The organism is Streptomyces sp. NPDC059564 (genome assembly GCF_042735575.1).
Lineage (GTDB): Bacteria > Actinomycetota > Actinomycetes > Streptomycetales > Streptomycetaceae > Streptomyces.
Genome location: NZ_JBHWBP010000057.1, coordinates 1 through 17296 on the forward strand (window position 1 = coordinate 1; position 17296 = coordinate 17296).

A 17296-nucleotide genomic window follows, 5' to 3' on the forward strand; every position below is an offset into this window, starting at 1 on the left:
GAACCTACCCCGCCGCTTCCGCCGTTCGTCACCCGGGCTGATTCCCCGGGGGGTCGTCCAGGTGACGGATGGTCACCCATTTGGCGGGGCTCTCGTTCGGGTTCGGCGGCAGGGCCGAACGCCGTGGTGCGGGGGAACGTTTACCCCCTGGCCGCGCCCGGGAGCGGACGGACCGCGGGGTTGCCGGGCCCGCCCTCACATGGCGGAGCGCATTGCGATTTCACGACTGGGAAGCTCCCGCCACACCCCCCGATGCCCTTCCGGTGATCGTTCCGGGGTGATTCGGTACGGACGTTCCCCTTCCTCCCTGATCGGAGTGCTTCGCCATGCGCATGCTCATGCGTGTCACCGTCGCCGCCCTGCTCGCCCTGACCCCGGTGGCGGCCGCCTCGGCCTCAGCCTCGGAAGCCGCGCCGGAACCGACCCCGGCCCCGCTGTTCACCTCGGCCAACGCCGTGCCGGGCAACTACATCGTGACGCTGCAGAAGGGTGTGGACGCGGCGAAGGCCGCCGAGAAGCTGGGCCTGAAGCCGACCTTCGTCTACGGCAAGGCCCTCAACGGCTTCGCCGTCCCGCTGACCCCGCTCCAGCTGACGATCGTCCGCAGCAGCCTGGGCGTGAAGGCGGTCGAGGAGGACGCCAAGGTCCAGTCCGTGCCGACGCCGAGCCGGACCTCCGGCATGCGGGCGCCGTCCAACTCCTGGGGCCAGGACCGGATCGACCAGAAGGAACTGCCGCTCGACAACGACTTCTCCGTCGAGGGCAACGGCGCCGGGGTGACCGCGTACATCCTCGACACGGGCATCGACTACAACCACGACGAGTTCGGCGGGCGCGCCACCTTCGGCTTCGACGCGATCGGTGACGGGCGCAATGGCCAGGACTGCCAGGGTCACGGCACCCACGTGGCGGGCACCGTCGGCGGCAAGACGTACGGGGTGGCGCGCAAGGCGAGCCTCGTCAGCGTCCGCGTCCTCGGCTGCGACGGCAAGGGCACCTGGTCGGGGATCATCGCGGGCATGGACTGGGTCGCCAAGAACGCCAAGCAGCCGGCCGTCCTGAACGGCTCCCTGGGCGGAGAGAGGTCGACGGCCGTGAACGACGCCGCTACCGCCCTCACCGACGCGGGCGTGCTGCCGGTCATCGCTGCGGGCAACTCCGCGGTCGACGCCTGCAACATCTCGCCCGCGTCCGCCAGCCGCGTGGTCACCGTCGCCGCGTCCAACCAGTACGACGAGGAGACCGACTTCTCCAACTACGGCCGCTGCGTCTCCCTCTACGCGCCCGGCAAGGCCATCGTCTCCGCGAAGCTCGGCGGCGGCAGCGTGGCCCTCGACGGTACGTCGATGGCCGCGCCGCACGTCGCGGGCGTCGCCGCCCTCTACAAGGCCGCGCACCCGAAGGCGGACCCGGGGGAGATCTCCGAGTTCCTCGACACCGAGTCCACCAAGGACGTCCTGAAGAGCGTCAGCAAGAGCAGCCCGAACGCGCTCCTCTTCACCGGCGGCCTGTAACCCCCGGCTCCACCGGCACCCCGGCGGCATCGCCGTCCTTCTCGACGCCGATGACGTCGGGGTGCGCCCGCAGCGCGGCCAGCTGGGTGGCGTCCAGGTCGGCGGCGAAGCCCCCGAACACGCTGCGGTAGACGTGCCGGGCCTCCGTGACGCCGGTCTCGCGCATCACCCGCTCGGGATCGGCGCCGGGGGCGAGGGTGACGACGTACGGCTCGGCGGTCCGCCCGGCATCGGCGGTCACCGACGGCCCGGCGTGGGCGACGGGCGCCGCCGCCACGGGCGCGGCGAGCAGCAGGACGGCGGTCAGGACGGTACGCAGCAACGGACGCACGGGGGACTCCCTTTCGGCGGGGACAGCGGCTACCCGGTCCTTCGGCTCACCGGCGCCGCGTCTTGAGCCGCCGCTCCGGTGAGGATCCCGGAGGCGGCGGTGACCACCAGGCAGAGGGCGACCGGCAGGAGCAGGGCCAGGTCGAGCGGGACCAGGTGGGTCAGCGGGCCGATCACCGCCGGGCCCGCGAGCATCCCGAGGTAGCCGAGGCCCGCGACGCGGGAGACGTTGGCCCCGGCGGCGTCCGGGTCGGCGTGGCCCGCCGCGCTGAAGAGCTGGGGGACGCAGCCGGAGAGGCCCGCGCCGAGCACGGCCCAGCCGGCCAGCGCCACCGGGGCGTTCGGGGCGAGCGCGGCCAGGGCCAGGCCCCCCGCGCCGACGGCGGAGCCCACGCGCAGGACGGCCGCCGGGCCGAAGCGCCCCGACACCCGGTCGGCGAACAGCCTCCCGACGGTCATGGCGGTCGCGAAGGCCCCGTAGGCGAGGGCCGCGGTGCCGGCGGAGGCGCCGAGGACGTCCTTGAGGTGCGGGGTGCTCCAGTCGTTGGCGACGCCCTCGCAGAGCATGAGCAGGAAGGCGAGACCCGCCAGGATGCGGATCCGCCGGGGGGATGCGGTGCTGGGGGCCGTGGCCGTCGGGTCGGGGCCGGTCGGCGTGTGGGGCAGCAGGAGGCGGGCGGCGAGGGCCGTCACGACGAGGCTCCCGGCGGCGGTGATGCCCAGGGTGGTGGCGGGGCTCCAGCCCCGGCCGAGCGCGAGGGCTCCGGCCAGCGCGGCGAGCACCCCGCCGACGGAGAACGCGGCGTGGAAGGCGGACATCAGCGGCCTGCCGTAGCCGCGCTCCACCTGGACGGCGTGCGCGTTCATGCTCACGTCGAGGGTGCCGTTGCCGAGCCCGAGCAGCAGCAGGGCCGCGCCCAGGGCGGGCGCGTCGCCGGCCAGGCCCGGCAGCAGGACGGCCGCGCCGCACAGGGCCGCGCTCACCGGCAGGACCCTGCGGGCGCCCAGCCGGTCGGTGAGCGGTCCGGCGAGGCGCATGCCGAGGAAGGCGCCGGCGCCGAGGAGGAGCAGGAGCCAGCCGAGCTGGGCGTGGCCGATGCCGGTGCGCCGTTCGATGACGGGGATGTGGACGATCCACATGCCCATGAGGAAGCCGTTGAGGAGGAAGAAGGCGAAGGTGGCCTGCCGTCCGGCCCGCAGGGAGGTGGTCTGCGTGGTCTGCATGTGAACGAACATAACGCACATGGATTGTGTTCGTAAGGTTGGCGTTCGAACATCCGAGGGTGTTGAATGGGCGGTATGAGTGCAGACCGACTGAGGCAGATCACCGACGCGGTGCGCGAGAGCGGCCGCCGCAGCGTCCTGGAGCTGGCCGGGCTCACCGGCGCCTCCGAGATGACGATCCGGCGGGACCTGGAGACCCTGGCCGAACAGGGCGTACTGGAGCGCTACCGGGGCGGTGCCCGCAGCCTGCTGCTGCGCGGCGAGGAACCCCCCTTCGCGCTGCGCGCCCAGGACGGGCTGGACGCCAAGCGCCGCATCGCCGCCGAGGTCGCGGCCCTGATCGCGGACGGGGAGTCGGTGGTCCTGGACAGCGGGACCACCTGCCTGGAGGTGGCGCGCGCCCTGCACGACCGGCGGCTCACCGTGATGCCGCTGTCGCTGCACGCCGCCAACGCCCTCGCCGACGCGCCGCAGCTGACGCTGCTGCTGCCCGGCGGCCAGCCGCGCCGCGGGGAACTCGCCCTGACCGGCCCGCTGACCGAGGCCTCCCTCGCGGCCCTGCGCTTCGACACCGCGGTCGTCGGCTGCTGCGGGCTGACGGTGGCCGACGGGCTGACCGCCTATGACCTGGCCGACGCCGCCGTCAAGCGCGCCGCCATCGCCTCGGCCCGGCGGGTCATCGCCGTCGCCGAGGCCGGCAAGTTCTCCCGTACCGCCCTGGCCCACGTCATCCCGGCGTCCGGGCTGCACGCCGTCGTCACCGACCGGGGCGCTCCGGCCGACGCGACCGAAGCGCTGACGGCCGCGGGCGTCACCGTACGAGAGGTGTGAACCCCGCATGACCGACACGGTGCTTTTCGATCTCTTCGGCGTCATCGCCCGCCACCAGTCCCCCGAGGGGCGGGACCGGCTCGTCGCCACCGCCGGGGTGCCCGGCCCGGCCTTCTGGGACGCGTACTGGTCGCTGCGTCCGCCCTACGACCGCGGCGACCTCGCCGGGCCCGGCTACTGGCGGGCCGTCGCCGAGGCCCTCGGCGTCCGCTTCGACGCGTCCCGCATCACCGCGCTGACCGAGGCGGACGTGGACAGCTGGAGCGGGGTCGACGAGGAGATGGTCGGGCTGCTCGGGGAACTCGCCGCGAGCGGACGGCCGATCGCGCTCCTCTCGAACATCCCCGAGGAGCTCGCCGCGCACTACGAGCGGCACCACCCCTGGCTCGGCCTGTTCGGGGTGCGCGCCTTCTCCTGCCGCATCGGCCACGCCAAGCCCGAACCGGACGCCTATGTCTGGTGCTTGCGCGCCCTCGGCCTCGAAGCGGACCGCGTTCTGTTCGTGGACGACCGCGAGGAGAACATCCGCGCGGCCCGTGCGCTGGGGCTCCGGGGCCATCTCTTCACCGGCCCGGCCGCCCTGCGCCGCGTCCTTACGGGGTAGCGGACTTGGCCTTGGCCTGCGCGGCGGCGACGTAGCGGACCGTGAAGAGCATCGGGAGGACGAACCCGGCGGCCTGGACGAGGGTCGCGGCCGTCGAGTGGCCCTGGCCGGCGTGGGCGAGGGCCGCGAGCGCTGCGGCCGTGACCGTGAAGGCCGCGGTCCACACGGCGGTGATGACGACGTTGATGCGGATGAACGGCTTCATGCCCCAGAGCTCGCGGGGGGTGGTGCGCTTGGCGATGCCCAGGGTGAACGGCTTGCCGACGAGCAGCGAGCCCCCGGCGATGAGGGCCAGGGTGGCCGAGGAGAGGGCCGCCGAGTAGGCGTGGACGGGTGAGTCGGGGTCGGCGAAGGCGATGGCCGTCAGGGCCGCGAAGAAGACCGCCGAGCCGATCTCGATGATCAGCGCGTCGAAGCCGGCCCCGGCCCGGCGCTGCTGCGCGGTGACCGCCACCGCCGCGACCAGGCCGGCGAGCGCGCCCCACTGCCACTGCGCGGAGGGGAACACGGCGAAGACGATCCACGGAAGGAAGGTGCGTACGTACGACATCGGTGTGACCCCCGGCTCGACATTCCTGTTGTGACATGTCGAAGTTAGAACCTCCAGTAGTGACATGTCAATGATGGAAGGTAGGGTGTTGGGCATGAGCCTTCGACACGCCCTCCTCGGACTCCTGTCAGAGCGCCCTGCCAGCGGGTACGACCTGCTCAAGCGCTTCGAGACCTCGCTGGCCAACGTCTGGCCCGCCACGCAGAGCCAGATGTACACAGAACTGTCCAAACTCGCCGCCGCCGGGCTGATCAGCGCCTCGGCGGAGGGCCCGCGCGGCCGCAAGGAATACACCCTCACCGACGAGGGGCTGGCCGAACTGCGGCACTGGCTGACCGAGACCAAGCCGACCCGCAACACGCGCAGCGACCTCCTGCTGCGGGTCTTCTTCCTCGGCGTGCTCACGCCCGAGCAGGCGCGCGGCTACCTCACCGAGCTGACGGAGATGTCCGCGCGGGAGTACGAGGAGCTGCGCGCCCTGGAGAAGTCCATCGACTGGGGCGACGACACCCTGTCGGTGCACGGCCGCATCGCCCTGGAGTACGGCCTGCGCTTCAACGCCATGCGCCGCGAGTGGGCCGAGTGGGCGGCCGGGCAGATCCGGTAGTCGTCAGCTTCGTTGGAAGAACTCCACTTCCGCCAGGGCGAGATGGCGGCCCTGGTCCAGTCCGGCGGGTGCGTCGAGGGTCAGCCGGATCGAGGTGGCGTCGCTGATGCCGGTGGGGAAGGTCTGCGGGCCCGGCTTGTCGCTCAGGGCGAGCTTCTTGCGGACCTTCCCGCCGTCCTTCGCCGTCACCTCCATCTCGATCTGGAGGGCCCGGCCCTGGCGTGCGTACTCCTCCGGGGTGGGGGAGGCGCCGTTGGTGACGATCACGCCGACCAGGCGGAAGGGCTTGGCGAAGGTGTACGTCACCGAGGCGCCGGGGGCCGGTGCGGCCCAGTAGCGGTTGCTGAGCCCGTCGGTGGTGCTGCCCGGCGGGTGGCCGGGGAGCTCGGCGGTCGCCTCGACGCGGGTCGGGGTGACCGCCTTGCTCTTGCCGAGCTTGTCCCGGGTGTCCTCGATCAGGTTGCGGCCGGCCGGCAGCAGGAGGAACCCGCCCGCGCACAGGGCCAGGACGACGGCCAGGATCACGAGGAAGCGCACCATCCGGCCGGAGCCCGCGCGGGTGCGGCGGCGGAGCGGCCAGACGGTCCGCCACCAGGGGAGGGGCGGCGGGACGGTGCTGGGCGTCAGCGGCGTCGCGCAGCGGCGGCAGAAACGGCGGTCGGGCGGGTTGGGCGTACCGCAGGAGGGACACGGCACCCCGGGCACGTCATCGCCCACGGCGGCGGGCCGCACGACGGGTCGCGGAGCGACGGCCTTGGCGGGGCGCACGGGCTGCGGATCCGCTGGCCGCGGTGGGGTCGGCGGCGGGGTGGCCGCCCGCGGAGCCACTGGCTGCGGTGCGGTGGGCGGCCGGGGAGCCGGCTGCGCCGGTGGGGCGGGCTCCGGACCGCGCGCGGGGCGGGAGGCCGCGGTCGGCTCCTCCCCGCCTGCCGGACCGGCCTGCGGCGGCGTCCGCGTCGCAGCGGGCTCCGTCCGAGAGGGGTCGCCCCCGGAGGGCGCGGACGGGGCGGACTCCGCGCCGGTGGGCCCGGCCGGGGCGGACCGCCTACGGGGCAGCCAGGACGGCCGCCGATCCGCGTCGGCGGGCGCGGGCGGGGTCGGCTGGGAGGCCGCCCGTTCCGGGGCCGTGCCCTCCCGGGAGGCGTCGGCCGCCGCACCTGCGGGTGGCGGAGAGCTGTTCGGCGACGCCGCGGTCTCCGGGGCTGCGGCGGGTGCCGAGCCGGTCGGCGGGGCTGCGTGCCCGGAACCTGCGGGCGGCGCGGAGTTGGCCGGCAGAGCCTCGGTCTCCGGGGCCGCGGGCCCCGAACCTGCGCGCGGCGCTGAGCCGGTCGGCGGGGCTGCCGTCTCCGGGGTGGCGTGCGTCGAAGCCGCGGGCGGCGTGGAGCCGGTCGGCGGGGCTGCCGTCTCCGGGGTGGCGTGCGTCGAAGCCGCGGGCGGCGTGGAGCCGGTCGGCGGTGGTGCCGAGTCCGCACGGGGCGTGGAGGCGGGTGGCGGCGTCGGGGTGTTGGCCGTCGGGCCTGCGGGCGGTGGCGTCGGGGTGTTGGCTGCCGGGCCTGCGGGCGGTGGCGTCGGGGTGTTGGCTGCCGGGCCTGCGGGTGGTGGCGTCGGGGTGTTGGCTGCCGGGCCTGCGGGCGGCGGTGCCGGGGTGTTGGCTGCCGGGCCCGCGGGCGGCGGTGCCGGGGCGTTGGCTGCCGGGCCCGTACCGGGCGGTGCCGGGGCGTCGGCCGCCGGGCCTGGGGGTGGCGGCGGGGTGGTGTGCACCGGGTCCGGGTCCGGGTCCGGGTCCGGAGTGTCCGGGGCGGCTCGGGGTGGCGTGGGGTCCGACCAGCCGAGGTAGGAGCCGCAGTTGCCGCAGAAGTCGTCCGTCGGGGCGTTCGAGGCACCGCACACGGGGCACGCGCGCATCGCCGTCACCTTTCCTCAGCCTTGGGCGGGCCGGGCAGGACCTCCACCCGGCAGACCGTGTGGACGGGGCACAGGGTGCGGAGCAGCGCCCGCACCCGGTCCGCGTCCACGGGCTCGCCCCCGGGCCGCGGCCAGACCCGTACCAGGACCTCGTCGGACGGGGCGGCCGGCAGCTCCGCACCTGCCGTACGGGACCACGCGGCCCCGCCGTCGCCGCTGACCTCGGCGGAAACGCCGAGGACCAGCCGCAGCGCCTCCACCAGGCCCCGCCGGGTCCCGCGCCAGCGGTGCAGTTCCACCGCCCGGGCCACCGCCTCGCGCCGCAGCCCGACCGGCCACCGGGGGTCGTCCATGCCGCCGACCCAGGTGGCCAGCCAGGACAGGAAATCGGCCGGGGCCAGCCGGGGGTCGAAGTACGAGGACAGGTTGTCGAGGGTCGAGAACACCGGGGCCAGGACCGTGTCCAGCCCCGCCGTGAACCGCTGCGCGAAATCGTCCTCGGCGTACAGCGCGGGCAGCTGCTCGCCGATCGGGTACCGGCTGGGCAGGCCCGGGACGGCGGCCCGGCTCATCCGCGCACCTCCGGCTCCCGGGCCGTCACGACCACCTGGTGCTGGTACGAGAAGACCAGCGTGCCCGCCCCGATGTCGATCCGGTCGACCGGAGCCCCGCGCCGCCCCGTGATCGGGTCGGCGGCGAACATCCGGATGTCCTCCACCAGCACGTCCCCGATGGCGCGTTGCAGCACGCCGAACACCTCGCCGTACTGCACCGGCCGCCCGAACGGCCAGCCCGTGCCGTCCGGCCCGCCGCGCAGCGGGTTCAGGTGCCGGAACAGCGCGGCCAGTGCCGCGTCCCGCACCCGGTCGGCGTCCGCCTCGGGCGCCGACAGCCGGGCCACCACCGTGACGCCCTGGTAGACGGGCGGCTCCACGAGCAGGCGCGTCCCGATCAGGCGCCGCTCGTCCAGGGTCGTCGTGATGGCGGTGAGCACCTGGTCGGAGGGGATCAGCTGCTCGAAGCGCAGCCGGTCGCCCTCGTCGGCCACCGCGTCCGGCACCACGAGGACCCGTACCGCGCCCGGGCCTCCCCCGCCGTCCCGGTCGGGCAGACAGCGGACCCGGCGCACCGAGGGCGCCGCCTGGCGGGCGATGATCTCGTAGTCCTCGGCGGTCACCGCGCGCTCCTGCATGCGCAGCGTCTCCGGCGCCCGCAGCTTGGCGTTGTCGATGGTCTCCCCGGCGACGCCGCCGCGCGCCGCCTCCCGGTTGGTGACCCGGGCGACGTACGGGACGGAGCTGCGCAGCACGGAGATCGCGCCGCGGGAGACGTTGCCCGCCGGGCCGCCGCCGGTGCGGTAGCGGGCCACGCGGACCTGGGATCCCTTGGGCGGTACGGCTCCGCAGGGGCGCAGGGTGCCGTCGGCCTCGCGCAGGACCGGCGGGAACAGGAACTCGCCGGTGGTGGCGTCCACGCGCACGTGCCGGTCCTCGGGCCCGGAGCGGCCGAAGTGCTCGACCACCTCCCAGTGCTGCCACCCCTCCGGGGAGGACACCTCGACGACCGGCGGCTCCCCGTCGAGCAGGACGGGCGGCCGCCCGAGCCGGAACGTCTGCCCGGCCACCCCCTCCGACGCGCCGAGCGGTACGTCGGCCACGCGCTCGGCGTGCTCCACGGCCATGGTGCCGCCGACGGTGAAGACGGCGGCCTCGCGCACGGTCGGGGACTCCGAGTAGAACGGCTGGCCGGGCTCCGCCTCGGTGACCCGGCAGCGCAGCCAGCCCGCGCGGGTGCCGCTGATCAGCGACGCGGTGTGGCCGGCGGGCACGTACACGATGACCTCGCCGGGCCGGTTCAGGCCGCCGGTGCTGTCGTCGCCGGTCTCGCAGCGCTGCCAGCGGCCGCCGTCCCACGCCTCCCACACCAGCGGGGGCTGGCGCGGGTCGACGCCGACGCCCTCGACGCGGCTGTCGAGGCGCACCGCGACCACGCAGCGCGGCACCGCCGTCGGCAGGCCGAACAACAGCGCGTCGCCGGGCTCCGGCGCCGCCTGGAAGCAGGGGATGTCGCGGCCCTCGGCGAGCGCCGCCGTCCGGTCGGTCACCTCGCCGGTACGGGGCGCGGTGACCAGGCGCGTCAGCTCGCTCGGCACGATCCGCAGGTCGTCGGTGGTCGCGAAGACCACGGCGTCGACCTCCTCGGTCTCGCCGGCCGCCGTCGTCACCTCGGTCCCCGCGGGCAGCGTCACCGTCTCGGGCTGCGGGGCCGACAGCCAGAAGTCGACGTCGGCCACCGCGGCCGACGGCGGGTACAGCTGGATGCCCAACAGGTCCAGGAACGCCAGGTAGTTCTTGTCCGGGACCCGGTTCAGCCGGTACAGCAGCTGGTCCACGAGGTACGCGAACGTCTCGATCAGGGTGACGCCCGGGTCGGAGACGTTGTGGTCGGTCCACTCCGGGGCGCGCTGCTGCACGTACCGCTTCGCCTCGTCGACGAGTTGCTGGAACCGCCGGTCGTCCAGGTTGGGGGAGGGCAGGGCCATCAGTCCGCGACCATTTCCTCGGCCCCCTCCTCGGAGGGGATCGTGTAGAAGGGGAAGACCAGGTTGCGCCGGTCGTTGGTGGTGCGCACCGTGTAGTGCACATCGATGTAGAGGGTGCCCGCGTCGACGGAGTCGAAGGCCACGACGACGTCGTCCACCGCGATCCGGGGCTCCCACCGCTCCAGGGCCTCGCGCACCTGCTGGGCGACCCGCCCGGCGGTGTCGCCGTCGCCGGGGGCGAAGACGTACTCGTGGATGCCGCAGCCGAAGTCGGGCCGCATCGGCCGCTCGCCGGGCGCGGTGCCCAGCACGAGGCGGATGGCCTCCTCCAGCTCCCGTTCCCGTTCGACCATGGCGATCCCGCCGGTCGGTCCGACGCGCAGGGGGAAGGCCCAGCCGCGTCCGATGAACCGTTCGCTCATCACACACCGCCGATCAGGACGGTCGGGGCGCCGGTCAGGACCATCGCGCCGCAGGCGGTCTGGTCGCGGGCCCGGGCTGCGGGCAGGCCGCCGATGAGCACCACGCCCGCGGTGGCCGCGGCCGGGTTGGGCACGAGTACGTTGGCCGGTCCCAGGGCGGCGTGCGGCACGATCGGGCAGACGTGCAGGCTGCCCGTGACGGCCGCGGGGAGGCCGCCGATCAGCACCGTCGCCACCGCCGCGGCGGCGCCGGGCGGGGGCGTGGCGATCCGGCCACCGTGGTTGGTGGGGTCACCGGTACGGGCTGCGGCTGGCATCGGGTGCTCCTAGGGAATGCGGTCGAAGGGTGTGGGAGGGGCGTTGGAGGGGCGTGGAAGGGGCCTGGGAGGGAACTCAGTTGATCCGGATGAGCCGGGCCTTGAGGACGCCGAGCAGGCCGCCGTTGATGGTGACGTCCGTCTTTCCGTTCACCTGCACCGAGCGGCCGCCGATGGTGACCCCGGCGGTGCCGTCGATGTCCACCTGCCGGCCGGACACCGTCACGGTGCCCCGCCGGGCGTCCAGCGTGATGCCGTTCTTGTCCAGCAGGACGGAGGTCAGGGGGCGGCCCCGGCCCGCGTACACGGTGAGTTCGATCCGGTCCCGGCGGTCGTCCATGCGTACTTCGAGCCGCTCGTCCCCGGTCACCAGCCGCAGCCCGGAGGGGCCCGGCGCCGCCGCGTCCAGCAGCTCCACGCGGTGGCCCGAACGCGACACCACCGAGCGGCGGTTGACCTTGCCGCTGGTCTTGTCGATCAACGGCACGTCGTGCGGGGACGGCTGGTCCACGCCGTTGTAGAGGCCGCCGATGACGTACGGACTGTCCAGCAGCCCCTGCTCGAAGCCGACCAGCACCTCGTCGTTGACCTCGGGGCTCACCACGCCGCCGCCGCCCTTGCCGCCCCACTGGACGGTGCGCACCCAGTCGCTGACGTACGTGTCGTCCAGCCAGGGGAACTTCAGGCGGACCGCGCCGCGTTGGGAGCCGTTCGGCTCGCGCACGTCCGTCACCACGCCGGTCGCCAGCCCGGGGATGCGCGGGCCGCGCCCGGGCGCGTTGGCTCCTGTCACCAGCCCGGTGAGGGAACGGTCCGGGCTGGCGCTGACCCATACGGTGGTGCGGTAGCCGCCGTGCGGCTCCAGGACGTGCTGCACGGCCGTCGCCGTGTACCGGCCGGAGAAGGCCTGCCCGACGTTGCCGAGCGCCACCGGCTTGCCCGCCCGCAGCATCGGGTTCCCCTCGGCGACCGCCTCCAGCTCGCCGAAACCGGCGCTGACCTGGTCGGCCGCCGCCTTCGCGACCGCCGTCGTCTCGGCCTGCGTACGGTACGGAGTGTCGGTGACGGCCACCGTCGACTTGCCGAACCGGGCGGCGAACTGGGGGCTGAGGCCCGGCACCACCGTGTCGCTGACCACGGACGGCTGCTCGGCGACCAGCGGCCGCTTCGTGGTCACGTCCCAGCCGCGCACCTGCACCTTCGAGGCGCCGTCGGCGGCCGACAGCGAGGCCCGCAGGGCGAGGAGGTTGCGCCCGTACTCCAGGACCATCGGATTGCGCACGGCCGACGTCGAGGGGGCGGGCGCCCCGGACGCCTTCGTGGGCTTGGTGAACTGGAGCAGGCCCTTGTCGTCGACGCGCACCTGCGCGCCGCTCTCGCCCGCGAGGTACTGCAGGAAGTCCCAGTCGGAGACGTTCGCCTGCGACAGCTGCTTGTACGTGACCGGCGCCGCCTCCACCTTCCCGACGCCCAGCCCGGCGCCGGCGGCCACCTTGCGGACGATGGCGGCGGCCGTCATGTTCCGGTACGCCACCACCTTGCGGCCGCGCTGGAGGCGGTGCGCCTTGGAGTAGGCGCGTACGACGGTGAACGAGCCGGTGCGGTCCCGGTCGATCTCCAGGGCCGTGACCTCGCCGTTGAACAGCCGCTCCCGCGCCTGCCCCTTCACGGTCATCACCGACACCCGCAGCGGGGTACCGATGGTGATGCCGGTGGCGCGCAGGAACTCGTGGTCGGGGTCGCGGTAGGTGAGGACCGCCGTGTCCGGCAGGCCCACGTTCTCGTCCACGACACAGCTCACCAGCTGCGCCGCCCAGATCGGCGCCAGTTCGCCGGGCGACTCCACGATCGGGTCCGCCGCGAACGAACGGCCCCCGGATTCGGTTCCGCTCACCGCTGCTCCTCCTCGCCGTCGCCGTACCGGTGTTCCTGCAGGCCCGGCACCACCAGTTCGGAGCCGGGGACGAGCGCCATCGGGTCGTCGATGCGGTTGGCCTCCGCGATGGCCCGCCAGGCCGTCGCGTCGCCGTACTCGCGCCAGGCCAGCATCGCCAGGCTGTCTCCCGCCACCACGGTGTGCGTACTGCGGGCGGTGCGCGCGCCCGACGTCGGGTTCTGGCCGGGCGGATCGACGCTCGCCTCCTCGATGGACAGCGAGCAGGTGGCCCGCAGCGGCTTGCCGTCCACGTCGAAGAGCGTGTACGAGACCGAGAGGTTCGACAGGACCCCGTCGAACGAGGTCGTCCGCGCGCTGCCCCACTCGAAGCGCACCCAGGGGCTCGCCGGCTTCTTCCGGCCGAGGCTGGCCGGGGTCGGCACGCACGCCTTCATCAGCTTCTCCACCGCCTGCTCCACCGAGTTGTCGTGCTTGGCGGTGGCGTCCAGGAACACCTCCAGGCTCAGGGTGCGCGGACCGCTGCCGACGAACTCGGGCAGCGCCGACTGGCCCGCCATCCGGGAGGGGGTGCGCCGCCACTCGGTGGTCTTGCCCAGCTGGAGGGTGGAGGGGTTGAACTGGAGGTCGAGCTTCGCGATCGTCCCGCCGGGCTTGGCCCCGACCGAGGCCGGGGGCTCCTTGAGGGTGAGCTGGGCCCGGGCGCGGCTGGCGCGTGCCGATGAGGCCATGCCGTGGGGTTCCTTCCGGAGCGGGGGGCGGGGCGGGGCGGGCGGTCGGGAGGGTCGGGAGGGTTAGGAGGGTCAGGAGGGGAGGAGACCCTCGTGGGCGATCTCCAGGGTTTCCACCGCCGCCGCGGAGTTGGCGGGGTCGAAGGAGGGGCCCTGCCAGCGCACCGGGACGATCCCGAACACCTGCCAGCTGATGATCCGGCTCAGATCGGGGCGCAGCGCCACGATCTCCCCGTCCTTGGGCTCGACCCGCCGCAGCGTCTCGTCCAGCCAGCGGCCGATCTTCGCCGTGTCGGCGGTGACGGGCCGGGTGAGGGTGATGTTCGACCAGGTCACGCGGCCGGGCAGCTGATGGGTGAAGCCGTTGTTGCCGCCCTCGGCGTAGCTCTCGATCTCCACCTCGGCGCCCATGCCGGAGCAGGTGTGGAAGGCGCCGAGATCGTTGCCGCCGATCGCCAGCCGGAAGAACACGCTGGTCGCGAAGATGTTGTCCGTCATCGGTCCGTGGTCCGTTTCTCGTTCGTACGTGTTCTCGGCGTTCTCACCGGCGGCCGTCGAAGGGCCTGCCCGCGCGTTCGCGGCCGCGCCGCAGTTCGGTGCGGAGCAGGCGGGTGACCGGGTCGAGCAGGCGGCGGGCCAGATCGTCCATGTCGAGGTCGCCGCCGCCTTGTGGTGCGGTCCCGGGGCGGGCGGATTCCGGGGGCGGGGCCGGGGCGGTCCGGACGCTGGTCGGCGCGGGTTTGGCGCCGCCCCGGCCGGGGCCGGTGTCGCGCTGCACCGGGGGCGGGTCCGGCGGTGGCGCGGGGGTGGTCGCGGCCGGGGTGACGGTGGGGGCCGCCGCCCTGGGCCGCACCACGGGGACGGGCTGCGGCGAGGGCCCGGCCAGGGAGGGCTGGACCACGACCGGCGGCGCGTGCGGGGCGGTCACGGGGAGGCGGGTGGCGGACGCGGGGCCCTGCGCGGACGCCGGGTGGGGGCCGGACGCCGGGCGCGGGCCGGGCGCATGCGCCGAGTACGGGCCGGGTGCCGGGCGTACGACGGGGGCGGGGCGCGGGGTGTGGCCGGGGGCCGGGGCATGCGCGGGCGTCGACCCCTGCGGGCCGCCCGACGCTCGCTGGACCTGCGGGGCGGTGGGCGAGCCCGGCCAGCGTGCCGCGACGACGGGACGGCTTGCCGGACGGTGGGCGGGGGCGGCCGCGCTCCCCATGTCACCGGTGCTGCCGAGGGTCAGGGGGCGTGCCGCCAGGAGTTGGACGGTGTGGCGGTGGGGCGCGGAGGCCGCGGTTGCGCTCCGCTCGGTGACGGCACGGGAGACGACGAGCGGAACCGGACGGGTGCTCCCGGTCGGTGACGGCCTCTCGGCCCGCCGGGACCCGGAGGCTGTGGCGGGCCCACCTGTGAGGTGCGCAGCCGTAGGCGCCGTGCCGGTGCCGGTGTTTCCGGTCGGTGAGGAACTCTGAGCGGGCCGGGGCCCGGAGGGCGTGCCGGGGTTGCCCGCGCGGTGCGCGGCCGTGGGCGCGGCGCCGGTGTCCTGCGGGGTGGCGGCCCGCTGGACGAGCGGGGGCGCGGCCGGGCCGCTGCCCCGGGGTCCGTGGGACGCGGAGGCCGGCGCGGCGGGGGCTTCGGCGGTACGGCGCTGTACGTCGTCGCTCCCTCCCAGCAAGGGGGCCTGGGCGTGCGGCCCGGACGGCGTCCCGGGGCGCGGAGCGTCGGTGGGCGCGAGCGCGCGCTGTACGTCGGCACGGGAGACGGGCCGCGCGGGAGTGGGCACCGCTGCGGTCGGCGGCAACGAGGTCAGCGGCGCCCCCAGCCCGCTCCGTACGCGGGACTTGGCCCCGCCCGGGCCGGTCCCACGGGCGGAGCCGGCCGGGACGGCGGGCTGCGGGGAACGCTGCTCGGGCGTGGCAGGACCGCCGGCCGGGGGCTCGGCCTGCCGCTGGACCACGGGCATCCCCGGGGCGGGGGCCGCGGCGGACCGAGGCGCCGACGGCACGGCTGTGGGCGGCAGTTCGGTCAGGGGGGCGCCGAGCGGTGCGCGGCTGCCCGCACGCTGCACGGGCGGGGCCGGGACGTCCGTGGCCGCGACCAGGGGCCCGGCGGGACGCACGACGGCCACGCGACGCCTGGGCGCTGCGGGAACCTGGGCGACGGTCAACGACCGCCCGACGGCACGCACCCGGACCACGGCCTGGGTGACGCCCGGCGTGGCCCCGGACGCGGTCGTCGCGGCCCGCTGGACGGGCGGCTCCCCGCCGGTGCGGGCACCCATGGCGGTGGATCCCGCGCTCGCCGTGGCCCGCTGGGCCGACGGTTCCCCGCCGGTGCGGCCGGGGTGGGCTGCGGCGGATCCGGATCCGGCTGAGCCGGTGGCTCGGGTGGATCCTGTCGTTCCCGCCGAGGCCCGCTGGACGGACGATTCGCCGCCCGTACGGCCGGGACGTGCCGCGGTGGACCCGGATCCGGCTGAGCCGGTGGCCCGCGTGGATCCTGACGTTCCCGCCGTGGCTCGCTGGGCCGACGGTTCCCCGCCGGTGCGGCCGGGGTGGGCTGCGGCGGATCCGGATCCGGCTGAGCCGGGGGCTCGCGTGGATCCTGACGTACCCGCCGTGGTCCGCTGGCCCGACGGTTCTCCGCCGGTGCGGCCCGGGCGGGCTGCGGCGGGTCCGGATCCTGCCGAGCCGGGGGCTCGGGTGGATCCCGGGGTACCCGCCGAGGCCCGCTGGACCGGCGGCTCCCCGCCCGTACGGCCGGGACGGGCACCGGTGTTGGTCGGCACGGACCCGGACCCAGTCGAGGCGGGGGTGCGCCCGACGGCGCCTTCGGCGGAGGCTCCGGGGACCACCGCGATGCGGCGGACCAGCGGGAACCGTGCGGGCGTCGGCGTACGGCCGGGCGCGTCCGGGGACACGGCGGTGCCGCCGCCCGCCCGCTGTACGGCGGGAGCGGGCGTAGCGAGCACCGCTGCGGAGTGGGTGGGCGTGAGGCCACGGGTACCGGTCTCGCCCGTCGACTCCGAGCCGCCCCGGGCGGCCGCCCCGGACGGGGCCCGGTGCGAAGGCGTCGGCGCGTCCGGCGTCCCGGCCCCCGGGCCGCCACGGGCGGTGGCCCGCGCGACGACCGGGCCCGGCGCGGCGCCGCCACCGACGGCGGGGGCGGGCGAGCGGTCGCCGCCGGAGGAAGGCGGTACGGAGGAGCCCAGCACGGGCCGGCCCCCGCCCGGCGAGCCCGACGCGGAGGCCTCCGTGGACGCGGCCGGGCCGCGCGCGCCCGGGGTCGCGGACCCCGCGCCGCCACGGCCGGTGGCCCGCGCGACGACCGGCCCCGGCGTGCCCGCGTCGGGCCGCGTACGGCCGGAGGTCTGCGGGGTGACGGACCGCCGTACCGGCTCGAACGGCGTCTCCGCCCCCGGCGAGGGCTCCGCTTCGTCCGGGCGTCGCAGGGCCCGGAGCAGCAGGGGGCCGCCGCCGTGGGTGGGCCGGGCGGCGGTGGCGGGGCGGGCGACGCCGCGTACGAGGCCGCCCGGGGCGGTCGGCAGCAGGGCGTGGGCGAGTCCGGTGTCGAACGACGGGTCGCGCCACGCGGCCAGTCCCGACCGGAAGGCGAGCCCGTCGCTGACGCCCATCGGCGCGCGGGACACGGTCAGCGTCGGCGGCGCCGTCATGCGCCAGCCGCCGTCCCAGTCGCCCGGCACACTGCCGGGCCCCGGCACGCTGCCCGGCACACCGGCGGCCGGCCCGGCGGCAGCCGCCTCCGGAGCCGGGGCGGCCGCCGCCGCGGGGGCGGCCGTCGCGGCACGCCGGCGCAGCCTGTCCCGCCATGCCATCT

17 protein-coding genes are annotated in these 17296 nt (G+C 75.6%); 4 read left to right on the forward strand and 13 right to left on the reverse strand.

The features are described from left to right. Nucleotides 1-326 precede the first annotated feature (326 nt). Nucleotides 327-1514 (forward strand): S8 family peptidase, encoded by a 1188-nt coding sequence (locus tag ACFV0Q_RS13315; RefSeq protein ID WP_385004606.1) that lies wholly within the window; start codon nucleotides 327-329, stop codon nucleotides 1512-1514. On the opposite strand, the gene ACFV0Q_RS13320 is transcribed toward ACFV0Q_RS13315, so the two are convergent. Beyond that, nucleotides 1498-1845, reverse strand: a complete 348-nt coding sequence (locus ACFV0Q_RS13320) for a protease inhibitor I9 family protein (RefSeq protein WP_385004608.1) — start codon at nucleotides 1843-1845, stop codon at nucleotides 1498-1500. The two genes, ACFV0Q_RS13315 and ACFV0Q_RS13320, sit on opposite strands and share 17 nt — an antisense overlap. Before the next feature lie 29 nt (nucleotides 1846-1874). Then, nucleotides 1875-3068, reverse strand: coding sequence for an MFS transporter (locus ACFV0Q_RS13325; RefSeq protein WP_385004610.1), 1194 nt, complete (start codon nucleotides 3066-3068; stop codon nucleotides 1875-1877). Nucleotides 3069-3143: 75 nt separating this feature from the next. Here ACFV0Q_RS13325 and ACFV0Q_RS13330 point away from each other — a divergent pair, with 75 nt between their 5' ends. Continuing rightward, nucleotides 3144-3899: a DeoR/GlpR family DNA-binding transcription regulator gene (locus tag ACFV0Q_RS13330; RefSeq protein WP_385004612.1), complete on the forward strand. Its 756-nt coding sequence runs from the start codon at nucleotides 3144-3146 to the stop codon at nucleotides 3897-3899. Nucleotides 3900-3906: 7 nt separating this feature from the next. Beyond that, nucleotides 3907-4503, forward strand: coding sequence for an HAD family hydrolase (locus ACFV0Q_RS13335; protein WP_385004614.1), 597 nt, complete (start codon nucleotides 3907-3909; stop codon nucleotides 4501-4503). On the opposite strand, the gene ACFV0Q_RS13340 is transcribed toward ACFV0Q_RS13335, so the two are convergent. After that, nucleotides 4493-5053, reverse strand: a complete 561-nt coding sequence (locus ACFV0Q_RS13340; RefSeq protein WP_385004616.1) for a hypothetical protein — start codon at nucleotides 5051-5053, stop codon at nucleotides 4493-4495. The two genes, ACFV0Q_RS13335 and ACFV0Q_RS13340, sit on opposite strands and share 11 nt — an antisense overlap. A 94-nt stretch (nucleotides 5054-5147) precedes the next feature. Between ACFV0Q_RS13340 and ACFV0Q_RS13345 the strand changes: the two genes are divergently transcribed. Then, nucleotides 5148-5660 (forward strand): PadR family transcriptional regulator, encoded by a 513-nt coding sequence (locus ACFV0Q_RS13345; RefSeq protein ID WP_385004618.1) that lies wholly within the window; start codon nucleotides 5148-5150, stop codon nucleotides 5658-5660. Between the two features lie 3 nt (nucleotides 5661-5663). Here ACFV0Q_RS13345 and ACFV0Q_RS13350 read toward each other — a convergent pair whose 3' ends face one another. The 10 genes from ACFV0Q_RS13350 to ACFV0Q_RS13395 form a co-directional block, all read right to left on the reverse strand. After that, on the reverse strand, nucleotides 5664-6428 hold the full coding sequence (locus ACFV0Q_RS13350) for a zinc ribbon domain-containing protein (protein WP_385004620.1): 765 nt from the start codon (nucleotides 6426-6428) through the stop codon (nucleotides 5664-5666). A gap of 277 nt (nucleotides 6429-6705) precedes the next feature. Next, entirely contained in the window at nucleotides 6706-7557 is an 852-nt protein-coding gene (locus ACFV0Q_RS13355; protein WP_385004621.1) for a hypothetical protein, read from the reverse strand. A gap of 13 nt (nucleotides 7558-7570) precedes the next feature. Then, complete coding sequence (locus tag ACFV0Q_RS13360) at nucleotides 7571-8137, reverse strand: phage tail protein (RefSeq protein WP_385004623.1); 567 nt, start codon at nucleotides 8135-8137, stop codon at nucleotides 7571-7573. Beyond that, nucleotides 8134-10107 (reverse strand): putative baseplate assembly protein, encoded by a 1974-nt coding sequence (locus ACFV0Q_RS13365; RefSeq protein ID WP_385004625.1) that lies wholly within the window; start codon nucleotides 10105-10107, stop codon nucleotides 8134-8136. The genes ACFV0Q_RS13360 and ACFV0Q_RS13365 overlap by 4 nt, the downstream gene beginning before the upstream one ends. Continuing rightward, nucleotides 10107-10529 (reverse strand): GPW/gp25 family protein, encoded by a 423-nt coding sequence (locus ACFV0Q_RS13370; protein ID WP_385004627.1) that lies wholly within the window; start codon nucleotides 10527-10529, stop codon nucleotides 10107-10109. The genes ACFV0Q_RS13365 and ACFV0Q_RS13370 overlap by 1 nt, the downstream gene beginning before the upstream one ends. Beyond that, the gene (locus ACFV0Q_RS13375; RefSeq protein ID WP_385004629.1) at nucleotides 10529-10846 is read right to left on the reverse strand and encodes a PAAR domain-containing protein; all 318 of its coding nucleotides are present in this window, start codon (nucleotides 10844-10846) and stop codon (nucleotides 10529-10531) included. The genes ACFV0Q_RS13370 and ACFV0Q_RS13375 overlap by 1 nt, the downstream gene beginning before the upstream one ends. A gap of 76 nt (nucleotides 10847-10922) precedes the next feature. Continuing rightward, the gene (locus ACFV0Q_RS13380; RefSeq protein WP_385004631.1) at nucleotides 10923-12740 is read right to left on the reverse strand and encodes a VgrG-related protein; all 1818 of its coding nucleotides are present in this window, start codon (nucleotides 12738-12740) and stop codon (nucleotides 10923-10925) included. Continuing rightward, entirely contained in the window at nucleotides 12737-13471 is a 735-nt protein-coding gene (locus ACFV0Q_RS13385) for a LysM peptidoglycan-binding domain-containing protein (RefSeq protein ID WP_385004633.1), read from the reverse strand. Before ACFV0Q_RS13385 ends, ACFV0Q_RS13380 begins: the two co-directional genes overlap by 4 nt. 72 nt (nucleotides 13472-13543) lie before the next feature. Further along, on the reverse strand, nucleotides 13544-13969 hold the full coding sequence (locus ACFV0Q_RS13390) for a phage tail protein (RefSeq protein WP_385004635.1): 426 nt from the start codon (nucleotides 13967-13969) through the stop codon (nucleotides 13544-13546). A gap of 43 nt (nucleotides 13970-14012) precedes the next feature. After that, nucleotides 14013-17294, reverse strand: a complete 3282-nt coding sequence (locus ACFV0Q_RS13395) for a hypothetical protein (RefSeq protein WP_385004637.1) — start codon at nucleotides 17292-17294, stop codon at nucleotides 14013-14015. Between the last annotated feature and the right edge of the window lie 2 nt (nucleotides 17295-17296).

Excerpts from the sequence above, each read along its gene's own strand:
- ACFV0Q_RS13315 (WP_385004606.1), top strand. The coding sequence starts at position 327 with ATGCGCATGCTCATGCGTGTCACCGTCGCCGCCCTGCTCGCCCTGACC.
- ACFV0Q_RS13325 (WP_385004610.1), bottom strand. The coding sequence starts at position 3,068 with ATGCAGACCACGCAGACCACCTCCCTGCGGGCCGGACGGCAGGCCACC.
- ACFV0Q_RS13330 (WP_385004612.1), top strand. The coding sequence starts at position 3,144 with ATGAGTGCAGACCGACTGAGGCAGATCACCGACGCGGTGCGCGAGAGC.
- ACFV0Q_RS13335 (WP_385004614.1), top strand. The coding sequence starts at position 3,907 with ATGACCGACACGGTGCTTTTCGATCTCTTCGGCGTCATCGCCCGCCAC.
- ACFV0Q_RS13340 (WP_385004616.1), bottom strand. The coding sequence starts at position 5,053 with ATGTCGTACGTACGCACCTTCCTTCCGTGGATCGTCTTCGCCGTGTTC.
- ACFV0Q_RS13345 (WP_385004618.1), top strand. The coding sequence starts at position 5,148 with ATGAGCCTTCGACACGCCCTCCTCGGACTCCTGTCAGAGCGCCCTGCC.
- ACFV0Q_RS13360 (WP_385004623.1), bottom strand. The coding sequence starts at position 8,137 with ATGAGCCGGGCCGCCGTCCCGGGCCTGCCCAGCCGGTACCCGATCGGC.
- ACFV0Q_RS13365 (WP_385004625.1), bottom strand. The coding sequence starts at position 10,107 with ATGGCCCTGCCCTCCCCCAACCTGGACGACCGGCGGTTCCAGCAACTC.
- ACFV0Q_RS13370 (WP_385004627.1), bottom strand. The coding sequence starts at position 10,529 with ATGAGCGAACGGTTCATCGGACGCGGCTGGGCCTTCCCCCTGCGCGTC.
- ACFV0Q_RS13375 (WP_385004629.1), bottom strand. The coding sequence starts at position 10,846 with ATGCCAGCCGCAGCCCGTACCGGTGACCCCACCAACCACGGTGGCCGG.
- ACFV0Q_RS13385 (WP_385004633.1), bottom strand. The coding sequence starts at position 13,471 with ATGGCCTCATCGGCACGCGCCAGCCGCGCCCGGGCCCAGCTCACCCTC.
- ACFV0Q_RS13390 (WP_385004635.1), bottom strand. The coding sequence starts at position 13,969 with ATGACGGACAACATCTTCGCGACCAGCGTGTTCTTCCGGCTGGCGATC.
- ACFV0Q_RS13395 (WP_385004637.1), bottom strand. The coding sequence starts at position 17,294 with ATGGCATGGCGGGACAGGCTGCGCCGGCGTGCCGCGACGGCCGCCCCC.